Genomic DNA, 22479 nt, shown 5'->3' with positions numbered 1-22479 from the left:
GGGGAGGTTCACATGAATCTGGAAGGTTGTTCGGCGGTTGTTACCGGCGGTGCATCGGGCCTGGGCGCCGCCACGGCGCGGTTGCTGGCAAGCCAAGGCGTCAAGGTCGCCATTTTCGACATGAACGCCGAGAAGGGCGAAGCCATGGCGGCCGAAATCGGCGGCGTGTTCTGCAACGTCAACGTCACCAACGATGAATCTGTCGATGCCGGTTTTGCCAAGGCCCGTGCCGCCATCGGCCAGGAGCGTATCCTGATCAACTGCGCCGGCACCGGCAACGCCATCAAGACCGCCAGCCGTTCCAAGGAAGACGGCAGCATCAAGCATTTCCCGATCGATGCCTTTGATCGCATCATCCAGATCAACCTGGTTGGCACCTTCCGCTGCATCGCCAAGTCGGCCGCCGGCATGATGAGCCTGCCGCCGATGGAAAACGGTGAGCGCGGTGCCATCGTCAACACCGCTTCTGTCGCCGCCGAGGACGGCCAGATCGGGCAGGCGGCTTACTCCGCGTCGAAGGGCGGCGTTGTCGGCATGACCCTGCCGATTGCCCGCGACCTGTCGAGCGAAGGCATTCGCGTCAACACCATCCTGCCCGGCATCTTCAACACGCCCCTGCTGCAAGGCGCGCCGGACAATGTGAAGGCTGCGTTGGCGGCGACCGTGCTGTTCCCCAAGCGTTTGGGCGGCCCGGAGGAATATGCTTCGCTGGCGGTGGAGATGTGCCGGAACTCCTATTTCAACGGCGAAGACGTCCGTTTGGATGGCGGCATCCGGATGGCTCCGCGCTGATCGCAGCTGGGCGCGCAAATAGCGCAGCTATTTGCCGGCTCCGGCAAGATCGGCCAACGACTGAAGAGGGCGGCTCTCCAGCCGCCCTTTTTTGTGTCGTCTGACGGCGCGGCTCCACCACGCTCTTTTTTCCTTCTTTTCTTTAATCCTTCAGCGGAGTCGGCGAATCCGCCGCCGGCCGCACTCGCATGTCTTCCATTCATCATCCCGCAACATGCGGCGCGCCACTATCCTGCCTATGAAAGCCACGCTCCTCCTCGCTGCCCTGATCGCGGCGCCAGCCTTCGCGCAAACCCCGCCCGCCAGCATTGACCAGCTGTTCATCCCGGCGCCGTGGTGGATGAAGGATCCGGTCATCGCGGCGATGGGCCATGTCCGCACCGAAGTGCCGGCCAACCGCGCCCGCTTTGCCGCCCGCTTCTCTGTGGTGGAAAAGACCGCGGCCGCCGCCACCACCGCCGCTACTGCCAAGGCGAAGGAACTGGATGCGGCGCTGGCCGCGCTCGGCAAGGACCGTGTCCGGCTGACCACCAGCCTCAGCACCCGCCCGCTTTATGACCAGTATCGCCAGAAGGACGGCACGCTGGTGGAAAACCAGCGCGCCGACATGATCGAATCCTATGAAGTGACGGCAGTGCTCAGCGTTGAGGTGCGCGATGCCGACGTGCTGGAACGCGCCTATCGCCTGGCGGTGGCGGCCCGCCCGTCAGCGATCGATACGCCGTCGTTCAACCTGGAACCGGAAAACGGCCTGAAGACCTGGCTGTATGAAGCGGCGATCAAGGATGCCGCGCGCCGCGCCCGGCTGGCCACGGCGGCAGCCGGCAGCCGGCTTGGTGGGGTGAAGGTCATCGATCCATCGGGCGGCGTCTGCCAGACCCAGATGCTGGCCGGCTGGCCCAGCTATGCCGGGGAAAGTTCTGCCACCGATGTGCAGGTCTCGGGTTCGATGGCGCGCTATGCCGATGCCGCGCCCACCATGATGTCCGCGCCAGCGCCGCCACCACCGCCGGGGCTGGAAAAACTGGCCAGCGATGTGCAGGTGACGCTGCAGCCGCCGCTCTATCCGCTCACTGCGCAGGCCTGCGTGATCTACGGCCTGCTGCCTCCCGGTTGACGATGGCGAATCAGTATATTAACGTGAAATACGGTTAATTGGGGGAGGGGCGCAATGGCTCACAAGTTCGAAATCTACAAGGACAAGGCAGGCGAGTTTCGCGTGCGCTTCATGTACAACAGCGAGGTGATGTTCTCCACGCAAGGCTATTCTTCGAAGGCCTCTGCGGTGAACGCCATCGAATCGATCAAGAAGAACGGTCCCGGTGCGCCGACGGTCGAACAGGAAGATTGATCCGCATCATTGCTGACAGCAGGGGCGGCACCGCAAGGTGCCGCCCCTGCTGTTTTGGCGATTGTTGCCTTTTCGATCAGCCGATCAGCGCATCAATCGCCTTGGCCAGGCGCACGTCGCGCGCCGAAAGCCCGCCGGCATCGTGCGTGGTCAGTGCGATATCGACCTTGTTGTAAACATTGAACCATTCGGGGTGATGATCCTGGGCTTCGGCCAGCAGCGCCACCCGGCTCATGAAGCCCCAGGCCTCGTTGAAGTCCTTGAAGCGGAAGCTGCGCTTCAGATGCTCGCCGGCCAACTGCCAGTCAGGCAATTTTGTGCCGAGCGTGGCGCGTGCGGTCTCATCCAGCTTCTCGACCATGGCCGGCTTCCTCTCTATGGTGGGATCATGTTGATCGCCCCCACCCTTGCCGATATCGAACAGGTCGCACAAGCCGCCGTGGAGCGCTTGCCCGACCAGTTCCGCCGCCATCTCGCCAGCGTCATCCTGAAGGTGGAGGATTTCCCCGACGAAACGGTGATGGCCGAAATGCAGCTGGAGACGGAGTGGGATCTGCTCGGCCTCTACTGGGGCCGCCATGTCGGCATGAAGGGCGATGTGCCATCGGGCGCGCTGCCGGACATGATCTTCCTCTATCGCCGCCCCATGCTGGATGTGTGGGCGGAAAGCGGTGAGACGCTGGAACTGCTGGTCACCCATGTGCTGGTGCACGAAGTGGGGCATCATTTCGGGCTGAGCGATGAGGCGATGGACGCGATCGAGGCGGAGGCAGGGGAGTGAGCCCCGGTAGCCACGGCCGGCGGCGGAGCCGCCGAGTCCGTTTCGGGTGAGAGTTTAGGAAGCAAGGAAGAGCGCGGCAAAGCCGCGCCGTCAGACGACACAAAGAAAGGGCGGCCTGTTGGGGCCGCCCTTTTTTGCTCGCCGTCCGATTTTGCCGGAGCCGGTGGATAGCGCCGCTATCTACGCGCCCGGCTGCGATCAGAAGTTAACCCGGCCGGTGAGGCCGAAATAACGATCCGCTTCACGCGGGATCAGGTAACGGAAGGCATTGCCGGGGCCACCGTTGGTGATCTGCGCCGCAAAGCTTTGATCAAACAGGTTCTTGACGATGAAGGTCAGGCGGAACTTGTCGTCCTTCTCAACCAGGCCGAATTGCAGATCAACCAGGCTGTAGGCGCCGATGGTGCCGGCATCGCGCAGCGCCTGGCTGGCATCAAACAGCGTCAACTGGCTCGACTGGGTCGAGACATTGCCGGCCAGGGTGAAATCAACCGCGCCGCCGGTGCGATAGCGATAATCCATGCCCAGGCTGCCCTTCCAGCGCGGCGCAAAGCCAAGCGGCGTGCCGGCCGGGATCACCGCGGCGCCCGGCGGCGCCTTGAAGGCATCGACCTGCGCATCGGTGAAGGCGAGGCCGCCAACCAGGTTCAGATCCTTGGCCGGGCGCCACACGAAGTCCAGTTCGACGCCGCGGGTCGACACGTCACCGGCGTTGGTGAAGCGGGTCACCACCACGCCAGCCACCAGATCCGGGTTGTTGGCCTGGAAATTCTTGTACTTGGCATAGAAGGCGGCGAGGTTCAGCGTCAGCGAGCCGCCGAACAGCGTGTTCTTCAGGCCGATTTCATAGGAATCGGCGATTTCGGCTTCGATGACGTTGGTGCCGGTCGGATTCAGGTTGAAGAAGGTGTTGTAGGCCGGGCCCTTGTAGCCGCGGCTGTAGGTGCCGTAGCCCATCATATCATCGCTGAAATCATATTGCAGGCCGAGCTTGCCCGACAGGTTGGTCGCGCTGGTCTTCGTGCGGAACGGGGTGCCATTTGTTGCCAGAGGGTTGCCGTTGTTCGCGCCGAAGTTGGAGCTGTCGAAGACGCCCTGATCGAAATTGCGCTGGATGCCGGGCAGGCCGGCGATGTTGGGCGAGGCGACGCGGCTGTGGAAGATCGACAGCTGGTCAGCCGTGAAGCGCAGGCCGACGATGGCGCGCAGCTTTTCGCTGAAGGCGTAGGTGCCCTGGCCGAACAGCGCGTAGTTGTCGAAGGCCGAACCGAAGGTCGCGGTGCCACTGACATTCTCGATCGGGAAGCCGGGCGAACCGCAGCTGACCAGCGCCACCGGTGTCGGCGCGTTGCCGCAGCGGGTGACGAAGCGGCTGAAGGTGCGTTCGGTAACCGCGCGGCTGAAGAAGGCGCCGGCCACATAGGTGAAGGCCTGGTCGGCCGGCGAGGTCAGCCGCAGTTCCTGGCTGACGGTGGTGCCGGTTTGCGGGCCGTCATCGTGCAGCTGCGCCAAGCCGGCAAAGGCACCGCCCACCCAATCACCTTCACGGATTTCGCGGTTGTCATACCGGCGCCAGGCGCTGATCCAGGTCACCGTGTGGGTGCCGACTTCGGCATCCAGCTGGGCCGAGATGCCATAGCTTTCTTCTTCGGTGCGGGTGACAAGATTGTGCCGCACAGTGCGAGTTTCATCGCCCTGGAAGTTGATGCCGGCCAGCGCCAGTGCGGCCACGCCGGTGGGCGTGGTGCCGATCACTTCGGCGCAGCAATTGTCGTTGGCCTTGCGCCAATCGGCGATTACCGTCAGCTTCACCGTCTCGGTCACGTCGGCTTCGATGATGCCGCGCACGCCGTAACGGTCATAGCCGTTGACGCGGCGGTTCACGCCGGCAGCATCGTTGAAGATGTTGCCGTCATAATTGCTGTAGAAGGCGGTCAGGCGGGTGCGGACGCTGTCGCTCAGCGGCACGTCAAAGCCGGCGCGCACGCGATATTCATTGCCGTTGCCAAAGAACCAACCGCCTTCGGCATAGCCACCGAGTTTGTCGCCCGGGCGCTTGGACACGATGTTGACCACGCCGGCCGAGGAGTTCTTGCCGAACAGCGTGCCCTGCGGGCCGCGCAGCACTTCGATGCGATCAATGTCGACCAGATCGGAGAACGCTTCGCCGGCGCGGGCCAGCACGACGCCATCGAGCACGGTGGAGATCGACGGTTCGCCGGCGAGGCTGAAGGTCGCCGTGCCGACGCCGCGGATATAGAGCGACTGGTTGATGCTGGTGCCCGACTTGCGGAAGTTCAGCGATGGCACCAGATATTGGGCGTTTTCCAGGTTGAGCGCACCCTGACGAGCCAGCGCATCGCCACTCACCACCGATACGGCGAGCGGAATGTCCTGCAGCTTCTCACTGCGCTTTTGCGCGGTGACGACGATTTCGACCGACTCATTGTCTTCGGCAACGGTCTGCGCGGCGGCAGGTGCAGCCGCGACGGCCAGAATGGCGGCGGAACTCATCAAGAAACGGCGGATCATGTCACTCCCCTTTTATCTGTTTGCATCTGTCCGGACTTTCGCCGGTTTTTCGATGCAATATTTCGTCAGCGTGTTGCCCTGCCAAGACAGGCTTTCTTGACCAAGGTCAATCTGGACCGTGTCTATGCATGTGCAGTTCCAGCCACGCTGTGGCGGCGGAGTCACACTATTGTCATCTGCTTACAGGCCCAAAGTCACAGGCCCAGTTCGGCCATGGTGACGGCGCGATGTTCCTTGGCTGAGATTTCGGCGGCCAGGCCGATGGCGACGGCGCGCATGCCATCATCGGCCGTCACGATCACCGGGCCGGCCCCGCGCACGGCGGCGGCGAAATGGCGGTGCTGGAAGAAGGTGGAGCCATGGTGTTGGCCGGCGGCCAGTGCATCGGCCGGGGTTTCGACGTGCCAGCGGGTCGCCTGCTTGGGATTCATGAAGCCCACCCTCGGCGATTGGATGATGTCGCCGGCCGGGATCAGCACGTCGAGCCGCGCCTTGTCACCCGTGGCGAGGATCTCTTCCTGCTGTTCGGCGCCATCGGCGAACATGCACAGATCGAGCATGGCGCGCACGCCGCCCTCGAAATCCACCACCGTATAGCTGTTGTCGATGATGTCCGGCGTCTTGCCGTCATAACGCTCGTCCTTGTGGTTTACGTCCATGGCGCCGCTGCAATAGACGCGCACCGGTTCGGCCTGGATGACGTGCCGCATCAGATCGAAGAAATGGCAGCATTTTTCGACCATGGTGCCGCCGCTGTTGACCGAGAAGCGGTTCCAGTCGCCCACCTTCACCAGGAAGGGGAAGCGATGCTCGCGGATGGAGAGCATCTGCAACTGCCCGACCTTGCCGGCGTGGACGTGGGAGACGAACTCGCTGACCGGCGGCATGAAGCGATATTCCATCGCGGTCCAGAAGGTCTTGTCATACCCCTTCACGGCGGCCGCGACCGCCTTGGCGTCTTCCAGCGTGGTCGCCAGCGGCTTTTCGCACAATATGTGGAGGCCGGCGTCCATCAACGGCCCCAGCACGGCGCGGTGCGTGAAATTCGGCGAGGCGACCACGACGGCATCGCACAGTCCCGACGCCGCCAGCGCCGCCACATCGGGAAAGCGCGCTACCCTGTGTCCTATCGCCTTTTCAGCGCGATCGAGGCAGGCCGGCACCGGATCGGCGATGGCGGTGATGGTGCCGCCGCCCAGCAACTGAATATTGGCGATATGCTCCAGCGCCATCATACCGGTGCCAATAATGCCCCAGCGAATACTGTCGGTGCTTCCCATCTACCCGTCCTTCAGTCTATCAAGCCAAAATGTCGCAGATCGCTCTAAGCCCCAATCGCCGCCCGCTGGGCAAGTCCGAATTTCAGGTGAGCCCGTTGGCCTGGGGCATGTGGCGCTTTGCCGGCGATGATGTGGCAGCCGCGCAGGCACGCTGCGAGGCGGCGCTGGCCGCCGGCATCAATTTCTTCGACACGGCCGATATTTACGGGCCCGACAATGACGAACCGTTCGGCGCGTCCGAAGCGTTGCTGGGTCGCGTATTCAAGGCGGCGCCGGGATTGCGCGGTCAGATCGTGCTGGCGTCAAAGGGCGGCATCAGCATGGGCGTGCCGTACGACTCCTCGCCCGACTATCTTGTCGCCGCCATCGATGCTTCGCTCACCCGCATGGGCGTGGAGCGCATCGACCTGTGGCAGATCCACCGGCCCGATATGCTCACCCACCCGGCCGATGTCGCCGCCACGCTGGACGCCCAGGTGCAGGCCGGCAAGATCGGTGCGGTTGGCGTGTCCAACTTCACCCCGGCGCAAACCCGTGCGCTGGCCGCGCATCTGAAAGCGCCTTTGGTCTCCACCCAGCCGGAGTTTTCGGTGCTGGCGCTCAGCCCGCTGTTTGATGGCACGCTTGATCTCGCCATGGAGATGGGCCAAGCCGTGCTTGGTTGGTCGCCGCTGGGGCAGGGCCGGCTGGGCGACGGCGATCCGCGCCCGGGCCGCAAGAAATCCGAAGACGAACGCTTGATCCGGGTCAAGGCGGCGCTGGCGGCGCACGGGCAGACGTTCGGCGTGAGCATCGCGGCCACGGCCTATGCGTGGGTGCTGGCGCATCCGGCCGGCATCACGCCGATCGTGGGCAGCCAGAACCCGGCGCGCATTGCCGAGGCCGCCGATGCCTTCAAGGTGACGTTCACGCGTGCGGAATGGTACGCCATTATGGTCGCATCGCTTGGGGAAAATCTGCCATGAGTGGCCCTGAAATTAGCTGGTTTTCCGCGCTGTGCGACGATGACTATGAGTTTCTGGGCGTGCCCGATCCCGGCCTGCGCTCCAGCTGGGAACATTGCCGCAATATCGTCATGACCGCCGAAAAAGGCGGGTTTGACAATATCCTGCTGCCCAGCGGCTATCAGCTCGGCATCGACACCCAGATGTTTGCCGGCGCCATCGCCGCGCTCACCCATCGCATCCGCCTGCTGATGGCGATCCGCGTGGGCGAGACGTGGCCGCCGCAATTGGCCCGCCAGATCGCCACGCTCGATCAGATCCTGGGTGGCCGCCTGACGGTGAACATCATCTCGTCCGACATGCCGGGCGAAGTGCTGGCCTCCAAGCCGCGCTATGACCGCACGGTCGAGGTGATGAAGATCCTCAAGACCCTGCTCAACGGCAACGCGCTCGATCATCAGGGCGAGTTCTACAAGCTGCAGCTGCCGCCACCCAATGTGAAGACTGTCTCCGGCAAATGCCCACCGCTCTATTTCGGCGGCCTGTCCGAAGACGCGCGTGAAGCCGCTGCCGAAGCCGCCGATGTCTATCTGATGTGGCCCGACACGATGGACAAGGTGAAGGAAGTGGTCGCCGACATGACCGCCCGCGCCGCCAAGCGTGGCCGCAAACTCAAGTTCGGCTACCGCGTCCACGTCATCGTACGCGAGACGGAAAGTCAGGCCCGCGAGGCGGCCGATCATTTGCTTTCCAAGCTCGACGCCGCCACCGGTGACGCCATCCGCGCCAAGTCGCTCGACAGCCAATCCGTCGGCGTCCAGCGCCAGGCCGAACTGCGCGACAAGGCCAGCGACGGTTATGTGGAGGACAATCTGTGGACCGGCATTGGCCGGGCCCGGTCGGGCTGCGGCGCTGCGCTGGTCGGCGATCCCGATCAGATCGTCGCCAAGCTGAAGGCCTATCAGGCGGCCGGCATGGAAGCCTTCATCCTCTCCGGCTACCCGCACGCCCGTGAAGCCGATCTGTTCAGCCGCCACGTGCTGCCGAAACTGGAGCACGGCCCGCTGGTGATGTGAGGCTCAGCGCCCTGTGTAGCGGGGCGCGCGCTTCTCGCGATAGCTGGTGAAGGCTTCGCGGAAATCCTGCGTTTGCGTGGCGAGGTGCTGTTCCTTGTCAGCAGCGGCGAAGGCTGTGCTGTAATCCTCATCGAGCGCGGTCCACACCTGCGCCTTCATGGCGGCGAGGCTGCGCGGAGCGCTGAAGGTCGCGATGTTGCGCGCATATTCCTGCACGTGCGGCAGCAGTGCTTCATCGTCGAACACGTCGTTGACGAGGCCCAGCGCCTTGGCCTCTGTCCCGTCAAAGCGGCGAGCGGTGTAGAGCAGGTCCATGGCTTTCGCCTGGCCAATATGGCGGGTGAGCAGCCAGGCCGAGCCTTTTTCGCCGGGCACGCCGATGCGCGCGAAGGTGGCGTTGAACAGCGCCGACGTGCTGGCAATGCGGATGTCGCAGTGCAGGGCGAGGATGAAACCCCAGCCGAATGCCGCGCCGTTGATGGCCGCAATGGTTGGCTTGCGGCAGGTGATCAGCGTGGGCCAGCCGCCGCTGTAATAAGGCGCCAGCGTCGGGCCAATGTCGTCGCCCCATTGCGGGGCTGAATCGGGGAAGGGGTTCACGTCGCCGCTACCGCCGCCACCGATGATGGCCAGATCCAGCCCGGCCGAAAAGCCGCGGCCAGCGCCGGTGACCACGATCACCTTGGCCTCCGGATCGGCACCGGCCTTCGCCACAGCGGCGAAGAAATCGCTCAACATCTGGGGGGTGAGCGCGTTAAGCTTGTCCGGCCTGTTGAGGGTGATGGTCGCCACCCCGTCGGCCAGATCATAAAGGATGTCGCTCATGCAACGAGCTTCTGCAGGCGGCCGCGGATGATCTCCTCGGCCTCGCGCACCATCCCTTCGATCAGATCCTTGCAGCTGGGGATATCGTGGATCAGGCCCACGACCTGGCCGCACGACCAGCCGCCGGCATCCATGTCACCGTTCTTCATGATCCTGGGGTACACGCCGGCGACTTCCTCGATGATGTCCTCGAACTTCAGCGCGTTGCCCAGCGTGCGTTCCTTTTCCAGCAGGCGTTCAACGGCGGCGTTGTTCAGCACGCGCTCGGTGTTGCGCAGCGGGCGCATGATCAAGCGGGTATCAAGCTCGGTCGCCGCCACCAGCGCGTCCTTCACATTCTGGTGCACCGGGGCTTCCTTGGTGGCGATGAAACGCGTGCCCATGTTTACGCCATCGGCGCCCATGCACAGGGCTGCCGCCAGCTGCTTGCCGTTGGCGACGCCGCCGGATGCCACAAAGGGGATTTTCAGCTCTTCGGCGGCGCGCGGCAGCAGCACCCAGTTGCCCACGTCATCCTCGCCGGGATGGCCGCCGCATTCGAAACCGTCCACCGAAACTGCGTCGCAACCGATAGCTTCGGCCTTCAGGCTGTGACGCACGCTGGTGCATTTGTGGATGACCTTGATGCCATGCTCTTTCAGCGCGGGCAGCCATTTCGCCGGGTTGTTGCCGGCGGTTTCCACCACCTTCACGCCGCCTTCGATGATCGATTTGATCAGGCCGGGATAATCGGGCGGGGTGACGCTGGGCAGGAAGGTGAGGTTCACGCCGAACGGCTTGTCGGTCATTTCGCGGCAGCGGGCGATTTCGGCGGCCAGCTTTTCCGAGGTACCAAGCGTGAGGCCGGTGATGACGCCCAGTCCGCCAGCATTGGAGACGGCGGCGGCCATCTCGGCAAAGCCGACATAGTGCATGCCGCCCTGGATGACGGGATGTTCAATGCCGAACATTTCGGTGATGCGCGTCTTCATGGCTGTTGTCCCCAATTGCCAATGGCTCAATTGATTGTGGCGAAAAGCTAACCCGCGCCCCTGCTGGCGGCAATGCCGCGATTGTGGGAGGGTTGGCGGGTGATCGAATTCGGCGTGTTGAGCATAAGCCTTCTGGTCGGCACGGCGCAGGGCCTGGTGTTGGCTCTGATGCTGTGGCGCGTGGTCACCAACCGCGCCGCCAATCGCTGGCTGGCGCTGCTGATTGTCGCCGTGGCGGCGCTGATCACGCCTTATATCATTGGCTTTGCCGGTTTTTATGATCGCTGGCCGTGGCTGAGCTTCACGCCGCTCAGCTATACCCTGGCCTTTGGCCCGCTGCTCTGGCTCTACGCCACCACCTTGTGCGGCCGGCCGCCGAAGCGGGCGTGGCCGCATTTTGCACCATTTGCGGTGCAGTTCGCGGCCGATGCGCTGGTGTTTCCGTTCCCGCTGGAAACCAAGGATTGGTGGGACACGGTCGCCCACGCTCCGATCATCGCGCCCATGTTGCGGGTGGCCACCTTCATCTCTCTGGCCGTCTATGGTCGCCTCGCCTGGCGCTGCTGGGCCGATTATCGCCGCTGGCTGGGCGAGAATGTCACCGATGCGGTGGATTTCAATCCCGACTGGATTCGAAATTTCCTGCTGGCGTTGGGGTTGGTCGGCTTGGTGTGGTTGGGCTTCTTCATCGCCAACGTGCGCGACCCAACGCGCAATTATTTCGATCAGTTCTGGCTCTATGTCCTCTTCTCTGGGCTGGTGATCTATCTGGGGGTCGAAGGCTGGCGCCATGCCGCCATGCGCTACCCGGTGCCCGCCGATGCGGTCGAGGAGGCGGTGCCAGCCGGGCGCGACTGGGCGGCACTGGGTGGGCGCTTTGAGGCCGAGATCGAGGCGAAGGGCCTGTGGCGCGATCCTGACCTGACCGCCGCCAGCCTGGCCCGCGCGCTGGGCACCAACAGCAATTATCTCGCCCGCGCCTTCAATGAAGGGCTGGGCGCCAATTTCAATGCGGTCATCAACCGGCGGCGGGTGAAACAGGTGCAGGCGTGGTTGGCTGATCCGGCCGACACGCGCGCCATTCTGACCATGGCGATGGATGCCGGCTTCCGCTCCAAGGCGAGCTTCAACCGGGCCTTCGCGGAGTTTGCCGGGATGACGCCAACGCAGGCCAGATCGTCTCAGGCACGTCTCAAATCCTGAAAATTGCGCAAAGTTCAGCGTTTCGGGCGATCTGCGCTACCGAATCGGGGAGTGGGCAGGGAGTCAACCCGAACCGAAAGACCCGCCATGATCCGCACGGCCTTGCTCGCCGCCCTGCTTGCCTCTGCTCCCGCAATCGCGGCTGATATGCCCAACCCGATGCTCACCCCGGCGCAGGCCAGCAGCGATGTCGCGCTGATGCGGCGGGCGCTGGAGACGATCCACCCCGGCCTCTATCGCTATGTGTCCAAGGCGCAGGTGGATGCCAGCTTCGCTCGGTTGGAGGCGCAGGCGAGGCAACCGATCGGCACGCTTGCCCTGCACCGCGAGATCGCGCGCATGGTGGCCAGCATCCATTGCGATCATTCCAAGCCCGAGCTGCCCGACGCCATCGCAGAATGGCGCCAGACCAACGCCAGCCACTTGCCGCTGCGTTTCAAGCTGATCGAAGGCCGGATGATCGTGGTATCGGGTGCGCTGCCCAAAGGCGCCGAAATCACCGCCATCAACGGCCGGCAGGTGTCGCAGATCCTGAACGCGGTGGCGCCGTTGGTGGCCTATGATGGTGAAACCGATCAGGCGATTGCGGTGAAGATCGCCGACGACAGCGACCTGGGCGGCAGCGATCTGGAGGAATATTGGCCCGGCCTGTTCGGAGCGCCCAGCCAGTGGGATATCGCGTGGAAGGTGCCGGGAGAAGCGGCCGCCAAGACCAGCCAGCTGGCGCCGATCAGTTTTGACCAATGGACTCAGCTCGACGCGCCCGACGGCAAATACCGCAATGAATTCTATAACGGGATCACCTGGCGCATGGCCGGGAAGACAGCCCGCCTGAAGATCGACACTTTCGTCAACTATCGGAACCCGGTGGCTGCAACGCCCTATCTCAGCGGCTTCTTCAACGCGATGAAGGCGGCCGGGACGGAGCATCTCGTTCTTGATCTGCGGAACAACGGCGGCGGCTCCACCGATCCGACCATCGCGCTGGGGCGGCACCTTCTCGACACGCCGTTCAAACTGACCACGTCCATTCGCGCCAAGACCATAAGGTTTGGCGACCTGCCGAAACATATCGAGACCTGGGGTGACCGCGAGGCGCAGTTTAATCCGCCGGAATCGGCCTACCGGCGCACCGGTGACAGCCTGCTCGAACGGATCCCTACCGGCACCGACGAGAGCGACGATGATGACAGCACGATCGAACACCAGCCACTGCCGGTCACTCAGCGGTTCACGGGCCGGCTGACCGTGCTGACCGGACCGCAGAATGGATCGGGCGCGACCATGACCATCGCCTGGCTTAAGGATCGGCGCGACGTGACGCTGGTGGGGGAGGATACTTCGGGCAGCGCGGAGGGGCCGACGGCGGGTAACATCTTCAATCTCGGGCTGCCCGAAAGCCATATTCGCGTGCGCGTGCCGCAGTTCAGAAGCTTCACCAATATCAAGCAGTTCACGCCCCGTCGGGGCATGAAGGCGGATGTGCAGGTAGTGCCGACCCTGGCCGATTTCGAAGCCGGCCGGGACCGCGCGGTGGAAGTGGCGCGCAGCCTGCCGGCGCCGCCGGTCGATGCCGCCGCCACGCTCACCGCCGCGCTGGCCGGCAACTGGGCCGGCACGCTCGACTATCGCGATTATGGCAATGACAGCCGCGTTACCTTGCCGACGCTGATGAGCGCCAATGGCCTTAGCATCGCCTGGACGTTCGACGATGGCCCCGGCAAGACGGTGCGCTACGGCGAGAACTGGTCCTTCACGCCGGATGGAAAATCGTTGGTGATCAAGGGCGGAAAATCCAGTGAAACCATGGCCATCGCCGAATTCCGACGAGGTGCCAATGGCAGCGTCACGCTGGTCGCTGATGGCAGCGGCGAAGAAAATGGCCGCAAGGTGATGGTGCTGGAAATCCTCACCCGCGATGGCCCGGTGCTGCGGCTGACCCGGATGAGCCGCACGGCGGGCCAGCCGTTCATCATGCGCCACAGCTATCAGTTGCGGCCCGCCGCCTGAGGGGTTGGCACCCCGCCCACCGACATGGCAAGACACGTGGATGCAAGCCGGGACCACCATCTTCGAGCATATGTCGGGCCTGGCCCGGCAGCATGATGCCATCAATCTGGGGCAGGGCTTTCCGGATTTCGGCTGGTCCGATGCGGTGCTGGCGGCGGGAGCAGAAGCAATTACAACGGGTTATAACCAGTATCCACCGATGCGCGGCCTGCCGGAACTGCGCCGGGCGGTGGCGGATTTCTATGGCCGGCGGCAGGGGCTGGACCTTACGCCGGCACAGGTGATCGTCACATCGGGCGCCACTGAGGCACTGGCAGCGAGCATCATGGCAGTGGCGGGGACCGGCGATGAGGTGATCCTGTTCGCGCCGGCCTATGATGCCTATGCGCCGCTGGTGCAGCGGGCAGGCGCTCGGCCGGTGTGGGTGGAACTGCAGCCGCCCGACTGGCAGGCAAGCGCCGCGGCGATTGCAGCGGCGATTACGCCGGATACCCGCGCTATCCTGTTGAACACGCCACACAATCCCACCGGCGGCATGGCCGGCCCGGCGATGCTGGCGGCCATCGTGGAGATGGCCCGCAAGCATGACCTGACCATCATCAGCGACGAGGTGTGGGAGGAAGTGATCACCGGCGATGCGCCGCACGTCTCGCCCTATCCCCAAGCGCCGGAGCGCACGATCAAGATCGGATCGGCCGGCAAGCTGCTGGCGCTGACCGGCTGGAAGGTGGGCTGGGTGGTGGCGGAAGCGGCGCTGGCCGAGAAAGTTGCGCAGGTGCACCAATATCTCACCTTCACCACCGCCCCGCCGCTGCAGACCGCAGTTGTTGCCGGGCTGGCGCTGCCGGATGCCTGGTTTGCTGCCGCCCGCGTCGGCTTTGTGACGGCGCGGGACCGGCTTGTGACGGATCTTGCCCGCCACGGCTGGAAATTGCTGCCAACGCAGGGCAGTTACTTCGTGATGGCCGATCTGGCAGCATCTGGCATCGAAATGGGAGATCGTGATTTCTGCGAGGCGGCGGTGATCGATCCCGGCATCGCCGCCATCCCGCTTTCGGCCTTCATGCCCGATGGCCAGCAGACGCCGTTCATCCGGCTGTGCTTCGCCAAGTCTGATGCCATCCTGGATGAAGGCGCGGCGCGGCTGAACCGGGCACGGGCGATGTTCGCGGCCTGAGCCTTGCGTGTATTGCCCAACTAATGCACTGTGGCCGCGCAACAGGGGAGACAGGATATGGCCGAACAGCGTCTGCGCAGCGGGGAAGTGGTTCGCACTGGGATCGGCCTTGGCTCGGCCATAGCCGTCACCATCAGCTGGAGCCTGCACAAGTCGCTGCTGTGGGTGATCATCCACGGGCTGCTGTCGTGGTTCTACGTGATCTATTACGCGCTAACCCGTTAAGCCGCCCGGCGGTTCTCCAGCACTTCGGCAAAGCCGCGGAACAGCGCTTCGAAATGCGCATCAATGGTGCGGGCGAAGGGTGCCGCCGCCACGGCATTGGCGCGCATCGCTGGCAGCCCAGGGATGGCGTCTGCAATGGTGCTGGCGAGGCTGGCGGCATCCAATGACTTGAACGCCATGCCGATGCCCGGTTCGAGTTGATCATATGCCGCGCCTGCATCCGGCACGATCAGCGGCAGGCCGCTGGCGCGGGCTTCGGCGCAGGCGATCCCGAAGGTTTCGGCCGGCGCGCCGTGCACCATCATGTCGGCACTGGCGAGGATGCGGGCGAATTCCGGGCGGTCGCGAACCGGGGCGATCAGCTGGATATGTGGGTTTTCGCCGACCGCGCGCGCCACGGCGGTGCGGGCATGGCCATCGCCCAGGATGATCAGACCCAGCGGCCGGCCGTAACTGGCGGCGGTCACGCCGGCGATCACCATCGGCCATTGCTTTTCATGGCTGTGGCGGCCCACGCCGATCAGCAGCGTGGCGTCTGGCGGCAGGCTGCATTGGGCGAGCAGGCGGGCGCGCAGTTCTGCATCACGATTGGCCGGGGAGAACACGCCTGGGTCCACCCCCAGCGCATTGTCGACCACATGTGTGAGCCCACCATCGCGCAGCCGTTTCGACAGGCTGGGTGCCGCCGAAATCACCTGATCATAACGGGCGTCGAGCCGGCGCAGATAGCGCCAGAACCAATCGAAGCTGCGGTCGATCGTCTGGCGCGGCAGGAAGCCATCGAGATAGCGATAGACCCAGGCCGACAGCGGCTCGGCGTGCATGAACAGGCTGCGCGGCGCGGCGCCCGGCCAATCGGCCACGGCCGCCGCACTGCCCCATGGCGAGGAGCACTCGATGAAATCCGGCTGCAATTCATCCAGCGCATCGTGGATGATCCGATCACTGGCGAAATAGAAATAGTTGCGATCCAGCGGGAAGCGCGGGCTCTTGATGTTGACCAGTCGCGCCTTGCCCACTTCGCGCACGCTGTCGTCGGCGCCCGGCACCACCACGGTCAGCCGCACACCGTGCTTTTCCGCCACTTCCAGCTTGCGGTGGGTATAGGTGCGTATGCCGCCACCCTGCGGGGAATAAAGCGCCGAGATGTCGACGAGATGCATGGGTGAAGCGATACTCCTGCACCTGTGCTTGGCGCAATCCGGTCAATCTGCCGGGCCGCGCCTGCGGTCAAGCCCCGATCAATCGCTCCTGATCAATCACCGTCCCGTAACGGGCCGAAGCTGAACAGGCCACGGCGGTAATTGAGGCGGATGGAAATCTGCGTCAGGCCCGGCCCAGTCTGGAAGCGCGTGGCGGCAGCCCTGGGCTTGGACAGGCCCAATTTCGGATTGTTCGGAAAGCCCACGCCATCGGTGGACAGGCCGAACTTCCGATTGGAATCGCGGTCATGCAGCAGCGACAGCGTGTAGGCGCCGGGGCCGGGGGTGCGCACGCACAATTGCACGGCGCCGGCCTGCGGCAAGGGCATTTCCACCCGGCGGAAGGTCTTGCCCTGGTTGATCAGGATATTGTCGTCCTGCAGGAAATCCTGATCATTATCGGGATACAGCTCGGCGCGCAGGGTGCCGCGCCGGTCCTTCAGGCCCACAACCGTCACGATCACCGCCGAACCGGCTTCGTTGGGCCGGCACTGGCCTTCAGCTTTTCCCAGATCGGGATTGGATTCCACCTGCGCGCACGCCGCCGCAGGGATCAGCACCATCAGTGCCGCCAGCCAGACCATCTTCATTTCTTGCGCCATCCAGCCGCTTCGCCGCTCACCAGCAACAGGCCAAGGCCCAAATGCGTTGCGAGCAGCAGGCTGGCCATCATCGCCATCAGCGCGCCCACTTCGGCATCCTGGCCGATCATGAACACCGCGAGCGCGGCAAACACCACATCCTTGTTGGGCAGGAACGGCAGCCGCGACAGCAGCATGCGCATGGCCGAAAGCAGCACCCACAATTCCACCGATTCCGCCGGCAGCGCCAGGTGCCAGCACAGCCCGGTGAGCACCAAGGTGGCGATCACGCGCGCGGTCTGCACGAAGGTGACAACCCAGAGATCGCGCGCCGGCAGGCTGAACAGCTTCTTGCGAAAGAACAAGACGCCGCTGGAAATCACCAGCATCAGCGCCACCGAAGCGAAGAAGGCCGTGGAATCAATGCCGAGATGCAGCGTATCAAGCAGCGGATAGGCCAGCACCATCAGCACCAGCGTCACGGCATTGGCTGCCATGGCCGACAGGATGGCAACATCCTTCACGGCGCCGAACGGCGCCGAGGTCATGCTGGTGCGCTGCCGCGCCCAAGTGTAGAAATAGAGATCGCCGACATAACCGGTGATCAGCTCGTTGCCGATCAGCTTGCGCAGCAGCGCGAAGAAACCGGCGACCGGGATCTGCCACAGCCGGCGGAAAATGACATAATCGCCGAGCGGCCCGGCAAAATAGGACAGCGCAAACACCAGCCAGAAGGCCGGCGAGCTTGGCACGATGGCCGCCACGCGCGCCAGATCGAGCTGCGCCAGTTGCAGCATTGCGGCCACCAGCACGGCAAGCGTGATGATGGTGCCAACCCACCAGGTCCAGCCGCGTTCGCTGCGCGGCAGGGCGGGCAGGCTGGGCGGCAGGCCATCGGGGCCTGCCGGGGCAGTTGCAGCGTCGGTTCGAAGCATTCCCGGGGCCAAAATCCTAACTCACGCCGGCCCTAGAGGCCCAATATGGCAATTTGACGACCGTGCAGCGGCGGATTTTGCCGGATTGGTGCCCTATTTCCCTCATGCCCGGTTCATCACAGCAGCGGCGCGATGGCCGCCAGCAGGGCCGGAGCGCGGCCGGGGTGGCAGATCAATATATCAGGCGTGAGCGGACGCGGCTGGTTGAACACCAGCGGGCTGCCATCAACGCGGCTCACCCACAGGCCGGCGGCCTGGGCCACCGCGGCGGGGGCGCCGCTGTCCCATTCGTGCATGTCGCCCTGGTGCAGATAGACATCGGCCTCGCCGCGCAGCACGGCCAGGGTTTTCGCGCCGGCGCTGCCCATCGGCACGAGTTCGCAGCCGATGCTGGCGGCCAGGGCATCGGCGCACGCGGCGGGACGGCTGCGCGAGACGACGATGCGCAAGCGTGCGGCTTCGGGATGCAGCGAAGGCGGGTGCTGGGTGCAGATGGTCTGATCCAGCGCTGGTTGTGCCACCGCGCCATCGGCGATGCGGCCATCGATGCTGAGCGCCACGTGCACCGCCCAATCATCGCGGCGTTCGCCATATTCGCGGGTACCGTCCAGCGGATCGACCAGCCAGACACGGGCGTACTGCAGCCGGGCCAGATCGGGCGCTTCTTCTTCCGATAGGATTGCATCATCTGGGCGCAGCCGGCGCAGTTCGGCGACAAGGAACGCATTGCTGATGCGGTCGCCCTCGGCACCCAAAGCCTTGCCTTCGGCCGGGCCGCTGCGGAGTTCCAGCAGCATCTGCCCGGCGACGTGGGCGAGGTGGCGGGCGAGTTCAGCGTCAGTCATGCGCGCTCCCTGCCAGCCGGGGCGGCCGTCTGCAACCTCGTCAATGCTGGTGGATAGCCTTGATCACCTGGAAGGCGCGCATGCCTTCCGGGCCATCTTCGCTGCAGTGGCCTGAATCCTTCACCCCGCCGAACGGCGAATCCGCCGCGCTCATCGCCATGGTGTTGATGCCGACCATGCCGGATTCGACCGCATCGGCTATCAGATTGGCGGTGCGGGCATTTTCGGTGAACAGATAGGCGGCAAGGCCGAAGGGCAGCCGGTTGGCCTCGGCGATGGCGTCCTCCATCGTGCTGACCCGGTGGATGAGCGCCACCGGGCCGAACGGTTCTTCGTTCATCAGGCGGGCAGAAAGCGGCACATCGGCGAGCAGGGTGGGCGCCCAGAAATTGCCGGTGCTGCCCACACGCTCGCCGCCGGCCAGCAGGGTGGCGCCCTGTGCCAGCGCATCGCCGATCAGGCTTTCCATCGCCTGCGGCCGGCGCGGGTTGGCGAGCGGGCCCATCTGGGTGGCGGCATCGAGGCCGGAGCCGACGGTGAGACCCTTGGCCCGCTGCGCCATGGCGGCGGCAAAGCGATCGGCAATGGCTTCGTGCACGATCAGGCGGGTGGGGGACACGCAGACCTGGCCGGCGTTGCGCCATTTGAAGGCCGAAACCATGGTGACGGTCTTTTCGATGTCGCAATCATCCCACACGATCACCGGGCCGTGGCCGCCCAGTTCCATGGTGGTGCGCTTGGCGCCGTCAGCCGCCAGCCGCATCAGATGCTTGCCCACCGGCACGGAGCCAGTGAAGCTGATCTTGCGGATGATCGGGCTGGCAATGAGGTGGCGCGAGACCGTGTCGGGCACGCCGAACACCATCGAGGCGACGCTGGCGGGCAGGCCGGCATCGATGAAGCATTGCAGCACCAGAACGGCCGTGCCCGGCGCTTCTTCGGGCGGCTTGATGATCATCGAACAACCGGCGGCCAGCGCGGGGGCGAGCTTGCGCGCCGGGTTGAGGATCGGGAAGTTCCACGGGCACAGCGCCAGCGAAGGCCCGACCGGTTCGTGGATGACCAGGCTGCGCTGCCCGGTGGGGCGGGTGAGCACGCGGCCATAGTTGCGGCGCACTTCGCCGGCGTAGAAATCGACCAGCGCGGCGCTATACGCCAGCTCGGCCCGGGCTTCGGCCAGTGGCTTGCCCTGTTCCAGGGTGGCAGTGGTGGCGATCATTTCGACCCGTTCGCGCATGAGGCGGGCGGCGCCGGCCAGCACGGCGGCCTTCTCGTCCACCGATGTGGCGCGCCACAGCGGATAGCCGCGCGCGGCGGCATCAAGCGCGGCATCCAGATCGGCGGTGGTGGCCAGCGGCAGTTCGGCCAGCACGGCGCCGGTGGCGGGGTTGACCACCTGGTGCGTGGCGCGGCCTTCGCCGGAGAGCCAGTGGCCATCGATGAACAGGGCAGGGCGGGCAGGATAAGCGGTCATGCTGGGAGTCTCCTTGTCTCCTCTCTAATGGAACCAGCTTGCCAGCCAAGAGCGGCGAGGGCAGGCTGCACAAAAGTTTGGGGAGATGATGATGGAGAAGCCGCAAGGCGCGCCGCATCCGCGGCTGCTGCTGTGGACGCTGTTGGTCGTCTATATCTTCAACTTCATCGATCGGCAGATCGTGGCCATCCTGGCCGAACCGATTTCGCGCGATCTTGATCTGTCCGACAGCCAGTTGGGCCTGCTGACGGGCCTCGCCTTTGCGCTCTTCTATGCCACGCTGGGTGTGCCGATCGCGCGGGTGGCCGATAATGGCCGCAGCAACCGCAGCCGGATGATCGCCGTGTTCGTGGCGGTGTGGTCGGTGATGACGGCGCTGTGCGGGGTGGCGCAGAATTTCTGGCAGTTGCTGTTGGCGCGCATCGGGGTTGGCGTGGGGGAGGCCGGCTGCACGCCAACCGCGCATGCGCTGATTGCCGACAGCCTGCCGCCGGAAAAACGCGCCGGCGGCATCGCCTTTTTCGGGCTGGGCATCCCCATTGGCGGCCTTTTGGGCACGTTGATCGGCGGCGGCATGGCCGAAGCGCTGGGATGGCGAGAAGCTTTCTGGGTGGTGGGCATCCCCGGGCTGCTGCTGGCGGTGTTCGTGTGGTTTTTCCTGAAGGATCCGCGCCTTGGCCGCGCGGCACCGGCCGATGCGCCGCCACGGCTGTCGATGTGGGCGAGCCTGAAATTGCTGGCAACCTCGCCGGCCTATTGCCTGGTGCTGTCGGGCGCGTCGCTGGTGGCGTTCCTGTCCTATGGCAAGGGCGTGTGGGTGCTGGTCTATTTCCAGCGGACCCACAAGCTTTCGGTTGGGCAGACGGCAATCTGGGTGGGCGTGATCTTGGGCATTGCCGGCATTGTCGGCACCTGGCTCGGCGGCTGGGCGGCGGACAAGTTCGGATCGAAGGATCGTCGCCACATGCTCACCCTGCCGGCCTGGGCGATGGTGCTGGCGGCACCGGTGCTGTTTGCCGGTTACATGGTCGATGATTGGCGGCTGGCGATTGCGCTGCTGGTGCTGCCCACTATCGCCAATTCCGCCTATTATGGCCCGGCCTATGGCGCGGCACAGGTGCTGGCGCGGCCCGATACGCGGGCGATGGCGGCAGCGTGGATGGTGTTTGCGCAGAATCTGATCGGGCTTGGGCTTGGACCTCTGCTGTTTGGTGCATTGTCTGACATGCTGAAGCCGGAATATGGTACGCAATCGGTGCGCATCGTGCTGTATTTCGCGGCGTGGGCGGGTCTTGTCCCGGCGCTGTTGTTCTGGCTCGGTGCACGCGCACTGGGCCGCGAGGCCAATCAAAAGGAATCCATGAATGCGAGTGTTGCGCACGCCGGATGAGGCCTTTGCCGGCCTCACCGATTATCCCTTTGCCCCGCATTATCTGGAGATCAAGGACCGGGCGACCGGATCGCCGTTGCGCCTCCATTATGTTGATGAAGGCAACCGCGAGGCGGCACCGATCCTGCTGATGCACGGCGAACCGAGCTGGAGCTATCTCTACCGCAAGTTCGTGCCGCCGCTGGTCGCCGCCGGCCACCGCGTGGTGGCGCCCGATCTGATCGGCTTCGGCAAATCCGACAAGCCGGCGGATCGCAATGATTACACGTTCGAACGCCATGTTGAATGGATGAGCGACTGGCTGACTGCGCTCGACCTCACCGACATCACCCTGTTCTGCCAGGATTGGGGCGGTCTGATCGGCCTGCGCCTTGTCGCAGCCTTTCCGGAGCGTTTTGCCCGGCTGATGATCGGCAACACCGGGCTGCCGATCGGCACCGGCTGGTCGGAAGGCTTCAACGCCTGGCTGGCGTTCAGCCAGCGGGTGGAAACCTTCCCGGTCGGCTTTATCGTCAACGGCGGCTGCACCCGCGATCTGACGCCCGCCGAAGTTGCCGCCTATGAAGCGCCCTTCCCGGATGAAAGCTTCAAGGAAGGCGCCCGCCAATTCCCCACCCTGGTGCCGATCACGCCGGAACACGCCAGCGTGCCTGAGAACAAGGCGGCGTGGGAGGTGCTGAGCCGTTTCGAGAAGCCCGTCGTCACCTGTTTTTCCGACAAGGACGCCGTCACCCACGGCGGCGAGAAAATCTTCATTGAACGCGTGCCCGGCGCCAAGGGCCAGCCGCACACGATCGTGCAGGGCGGCGGGCATTTTTTGCAGGAAGATGCGCCCGAGGAGCTCGTGCGCATCATCCTTGATCACATCAATCGGGGGTAAGACAC

22 protein-coding genes are annotated in these 22479 nt (G+C 64.6%); 12 read left to right on the top strand and 10 right to left on the bottom strand.

Features of this window, described 5'->3' with window-relative positions; translation table 11 throughout:
• Nucleotides 1–12 precede the first annotated feature (12 nt).
• The 3 genes from G566_RS0108665 to G566_RS0108655 all read left to right on the top strand — a co-directional run bounded on the left by G566_RS0108665 (nt 13) and on the right by G566_RS0108655 (nt 2143).
• Nucleotides 13–792 carry an SDR family NAD(P)-dependent oxidoreductase gene (locus G566_RS0108665; protein WP_022680278.1) on the top strand — a complete coding sequence of 260 codons (780 nt, stop codon included), beginning with the start codon at nt 13–15 and terminating at the stop codon, nt 790–792.
• A 238-nt stretch (nt 793–1030) separates the two neighbouring features.
• Complete coding sequence (locus G566_RS0108660) at nt 1031–1909, top strand: SIMPL domain-containing protein (protein WP_022680277.1); 879 nt, start codon at nt 1031–1033, stop codon at nt 1907–1909.
• A gap of 54 nt (nt 1910–1963) precedes the next feature.
• Nucleotides 1964–2143, top strand: a complete 180-nt coding sequence (locus G566_RS0108655; RefSeq protein WP_017667178.1) for a YegP family protein — start codon at nt 1964–1966, stop codon at nt 2141–2143.
• Between the two features lie 76 nt (nt 2144–2219).
• Here the strand turns inward: G566_RS0108655 and G566_RS0108650 are convergent, their stop codons facing one another.
• Nucleotides 2220–2504 carry a 4a-hydroxytetrahydrobiopterin dehydratase gene (locus G566_RS0108650; RefSeq protein ID WP_022680276.1) on the bottom strand — a complete coding sequence of 95 codons (285 nt, stop codon included), beginning with the start codon at nt 2502–2504 and terminating at the stop codon, nt 2220–2222.
• Nucleotides 2505–2531: 27 nt separating this feature from the next.
• Here G566_RS0108650 and G566_RS0108645 point away from each other — a divergent pair, with 27 nt between their 5' ends.
• A complete protein-coding gene (locus G566_RS0108645; RefSeq protein WP_022680275.1) occupies nt 2532–2924 on the top strand; it encodes a metallopeptidase family protein in 393 nt (130 codons plus the stop codon).
• Nucleotides 2925–3122: 198 nt separating this feature from the next.
• On the opposite strand, the gene G566_RS0108640 is transcribed toward G566_RS0108645, so the two are convergent.
• Together G566_RS0108640 and G566_RS0108635 are read right to left on the bottom strand one after the other, a co-directional pair.
• Nucleotides 3123–5456 carry a TonB-dependent receptor gene (locus G566_RS0108640; protein WP_022680274.1) on the bottom strand — a complete coding sequence of 778 codons (2334 nt, stop codon included), beginning with the start codon at nt 5454–5456 and terminating at the stop codon, nt 3123–3125.
• Between the two features lie 194 nt (nt 5457–5650).
• Nucleotides 5651–6736, bottom strand: coding sequence for a Gfo/Idh/MocA family protein (locus G566_RS0108635; protein WP_022680273.1), 1086 nt, complete (start codon nt 6734–6736; stop codon nt 5651–5653).
• A gap of 29 nt (nt 6737–6765) precedes the next feature.
• On the opposite strand from G566_RS0108635, the gene G566_RS0108630 reads away from it, so the two are divergent.
• Together G566_RS0108630 and G566_RS0108625 are read left to right on the top strand one after the other, a co-directional pair.
• A complete protein-coding gene (locus G566_RS0108630; RefSeq protein ID WP_022680272.1) occupies nt 6766–7701 on the top strand; it encodes an aldo/keto reductase in 936 nt (311 codons plus the stop codon).
• On the top strand, nt 7698–8756 hold the full coding sequence (locus tag G566_RS0108625; RefSeq protein WP_022680271.1) for an LLM class flavin-dependent oxidoreductase: 1059 nt from the start codon (nt 7698–7700) through the stop codon (nt 8754–8756). Before G566_RS0108630 ends, G566_RS0108625 begins: the two co-directional genes overlap by 4 nt.
• A 3-nt stretch (nt 8757–8759) precedes the next feature.
• Here the strand turns inward: G566_RS0108625 and G566_RS0108620 are convergent, their stop codons facing one another.
• Both G566_RS0108620 and G566_RS0108615 read right to left on the bottom strand, forming a co-directional pair.
• Entirely contained in the window at nt 8760–9581 is an 822-nt protein-coding gene (locus G566_RS0108620; RefSeq protein WP_022680270.1) for an enoyl-CoA hydratase-related protein, read from the bottom strand.
• Nucleotides 9578–10552, bottom strand: a complete 975-nt coding sequence (locus tag G566_RS0108615; protein ID WP_022680269.1) for an NAD(P)H-dependent flavin oxidoreductase — start codon at nt 10550–10552, stop codon at nt 9578–9580. Before G566_RS0108615 ends, G566_RS0108620 begins: the two co-directional genes overlap by 4 nt.
• A 72-nt stretch (nt 10553–10624) precedes the next feature.
• Here G566_RS0108615 and G566_RS0108610 point away from each other — a divergent pair, with 72 nt between their 5' ends.
• From G566_RS0108610 to G566_RS15600, 4 genes are all read left to right on the top strand, one after another.
• Nucleotides 10625–11755: a helix-turn-helix transcriptional regulator gene (locus tag G566_RS0108610; protein ID WP_022680268.1), complete on the top strand. Its 1131-nt coding sequence runs from the start codon at nt 10625–10627 to the stop codon at nt 11753–11755.
• A gap of 87 nt (nt 11756–11842) precedes the next feature.
• On the top strand, nt 11843–13765 hold the full coding sequence (locus tag G566_RS0108605) for a S41 family peptidase (protein ID WP_029131446.1): 1923 nt from the start codon (nt 11843–11845) through the stop codon (nt 13763–13765).
• 40 nt (nt 13766–13805) lie between these two features.
• Nucleotides 13806–14942, top strand: coding sequence for an aminotransferase class I/II-fold pyridoxal phosphate-dependent enzyme (locus tag G566_RS0108600; RefSeq protein ID WP_022680266.1), 1137 nt, complete (start codon nt 13806–13808; stop codon nt 14940–14942).
• 57 nt (nt 14943–14999) lie between these two features.
• The gene (locus tag G566_RS15600) at nt 15000–15167 is read left to right on the top strand and encodes a hypothetical protein (protein WP_022680265.1); all 168 of its coding nucleotides are present in this window, start codon (nt 15000–15002) and stop codon (nt 15165–15167) included.
• Here G566_RS15600 and G566_RS0108590 read toward each other — a convergent pair.
• The 5 genes from G566_RS0108590 to G566_RS0108570 all read right to left on the bottom strand — a co-directional run bounded on the left by G566_RS0108590 (nt 15164) and on the right by G566_RS0108570 (nt 20204).
• Nucleotides 15164–16330, bottom strand: a complete 1167-nt coding sequence (locus G566_RS0108590; protein WP_022680264.1) for a glycosyltransferase — start codon at nt 16328–16330, stop codon at nt 15164–15166. The two genes, G566_RS15600 and G566_RS0108590, sit on opposite strands and share 4 nt — an antisense overlap.
• A gap of 92 nt (nt 16331–16422) precedes the next feature.
• Nucleotides 16423–16959: a DUF2141 domain-containing protein gene (locus tag G566_RS0108585; RefSeq protein WP_029131445.1), complete on the bottom strand. Its 537-nt coding sequence runs from the start codon at nt 16957–16959 to the stop codon at nt 16423–16425.
• Nucleotides 16956–17885, bottom strand: a complete 930-nt coding sequence (locus G566_RS0108580; protein WP_022680262.1) for a hypothetical protein — start codon at nt 17883–17885, stop codon at nt 16956–16958. Before G566_RS0108580 ends, G566_RS0108585 begins: the two co-directional genes overlap by 4 nt.
• Before the next feature lie 116 nt (nt 17886–18001).
• Entirely contained in the window at nt 18002–18730 is a 729-nt protein-coding gene (locus G566_RS0108575; RefSeq protein ID WP_022680261.1) for a 3'(2'),5'-bisphosphate nucleotidase CysQ, read from the bottom strand.
• A gap of 40 nt (nt 18731–18770) precedes the next feature.
• Entirely contained in the window at nt 18771–20204 is a 1434-nt protein-coding gene (locus G566_RS0108570; protein ID WP_022680260.1) for an NAD-dependent succinate-semialdehyde dehydrogenase, read from the bottom strand.
• A gap of 91 nt (nt 20205–20295) precedes the next feature.
• Between G566_RS0108570 and G566_RS0108565 the strand changes: the two genes are divergently transcribed.
• A complete protein-coding gene (locus tag G566_RS0108565) occupies nt 20296–21594 on the top strand; it encodes a spinster family MFS transporter (RefSeq protein ID WP_051136007.1) in 1299 nt (432 codons plus the stop codon).
• Nucleotides 21569–22474 carry a haloalkane dehalogenase gene (locus G566_RS0108560; RefSeq protein WP_022680258.1) on the top strand — a complete coding sequence of 302 codons (906 nt, stop codon included), beginning with the start codon at nt 21569–21571 and terminating at the stop codon, nt 22472–22474. The genes G566_RS0108565 and G566_RS0108560 overlap by 26 nt, the downstream gene beginning before the upstream one ends.
• The last annotated feature ends 5 nt before the right edge of the window (nt 22475–22479 follow it).

The organism is Sandarakinorhabdus limnophila DSM 17366, assembly GCF_000420765.1.
GTDB lineage: Bacteria > Pseudomonadota > Alphaproteobacteria > Sphingomonadales > Sphingomonadaceae > Sandarakinorhabdus > Sandarakinorhabdus limnophila.
This window is presented reverse-complemented; position numbering and strand designations above follow the sequence as displayed.

Coding starts and splice junctions, on each gene's coding strand:
- G566_RS0108665 (WP_022680278.1), top strand. CDS start 13: ATGAATCTGGAAGGTTGTTCGGCGGTTGTTACCGGCGGTGCATCGGGC.
- G566_RS0108660 (WP_022680277.1), top strand. CDS start 1,031: ATGAAAGCCACGCTCCTCCTCGCTGCCCTGATCGCGGCGCCAGCCTTC.
- G566_RS0108655 (WP_017667178.1), top strand. CDS start 1,964: ATGGCTCACAAGTTCGAAATCTACAAGGACAAGGCAGGCGAGTTTCGC.
- G566_RS0108650 (WP_022680276.1), bottom strand. CDS start 2,504: ATGGTCGAGAAGCTGGATGAGACCGCACGCGCCACGCTCGGCACAAAA.
- G566_RS0108645 (WP_022680275.1), top strand. CDS start 2,532: ATGTTGATCGCCCCCACCCTTGCCGATATCGAACAGGTCGCACAAGCC.
- G566_RS0108640 (WP_022680274.1), bottom strand. CDS start 5,456: ATGATCCGCCGTTTCTTGATGAGTTCCGCCGCCATTCTGGCCGTCGCG.
- G566_RS0108635 (WP_022680273.1), bottom strand. CDS start 6,736: ATGGGAAGCACCGACAGTATTCGCTGGGGCATTATTGGCACCGGTATG.
- G566_RS0108630 (WP_022680272.1), top strand. CDS start 6,766: ATGTCGCAGATCGCTCTAAGCCCCAATCGCCGCCCGCTGGGCAAGTCC.
- G566_RS0108625 (WP_022680271.1), top strand. CDS start 7,698: ATGAGTGGCCCTGAAATTAGCTGGTTTTCCGCGCTGTGCGACGATGAC.
- G566_RS0108620 (WP_022680270.1), bottom strand. CDS start 9,581: ATGAGCGACATCCTTTATGATCTGGCCGACGGGGTGGCGACCATCACC.
- G566_RS0108615 (WP_022680269.1), bottom strand. CDS start 10,552: ATGAAGACGCGCATCACCGAAATGTTCGGCATTGAACATCCCGTCATC.
- G566_RS0108610 (WP_022680268.1), top strand. CDS start 10,625: ATGCCGCGATTGTGGGAGGGTTGGCGGGTGATCGAATTCGGCGTGTTG.
- G566_RS0108605 (WP_029131446.1), top strand. CDS start 11,843: ATGATCCGCACGGCCTTGCTCGCCGCCCTGCTTGCCTCTGCTCCCGCA.
- G566_RS0108600 (WP_022680266.1), top strand. CDS start 13,806: ATGCAAGCCGGGACCACCATCTTCGAGCATATGTCGGGCCTGGCCCGG.
- G566_RS15600 (WP_022680265.1), top strand. CDS start 15,000: ATGGCCGAACAGCGTCTGCGCAGCGGGGAAGTGGTTCGCACTGGGATC.
- G566_RS0108590 (WP_022680264.1), bottom strand. CDS start 16,330: ATGCATCTCGTCGACATCTCGGCGCTTTATTCCCCGCAGGGTGGCGGC.
- G566_RS0108585 (WP_029131445.1), bottom strand. CDS start 16,959: ATGAAGATGGTCTGGCTGGCGGCACTGATGGTGCTGATCCCTGCGGCG.
- G566_RS0108580 (WP_022680262.1), bottom strand. CDS start 17,885: ATGCTTCGAACCGACGCTGCAACTGCCCCGGCAGGCCCCGATGGCCTG.
- G566_RS0108575 (WP_022680261.1), bottom strand. CDS start 18,730: ATGACTGACGCTGAACTCGCCCGCCACCTCGCCCACGTCGCCGGGCAG.
- G566_RS0108570 (WP_022680260.1), bottom strand. CDS start 20,204: ATGACCGCTTATCCTGCCCGCCCTGCCCTGTTCATCGATGGCCACTGG.
- G566_RS0108565 (WP_051136007.1), top strand. CDS start 20,296: ATGGAGAAGCCGCAAGGCGCGCCGCATCCGCGGCTGCTGCTGTGGACG.
- G566_RS0108560 (WP_022680258.1), top strand. CDS start 21,569: ATGCGAGTGTTGCGCACGCCGGATGAGGCCTTTGCCGGCCTCACCGAT.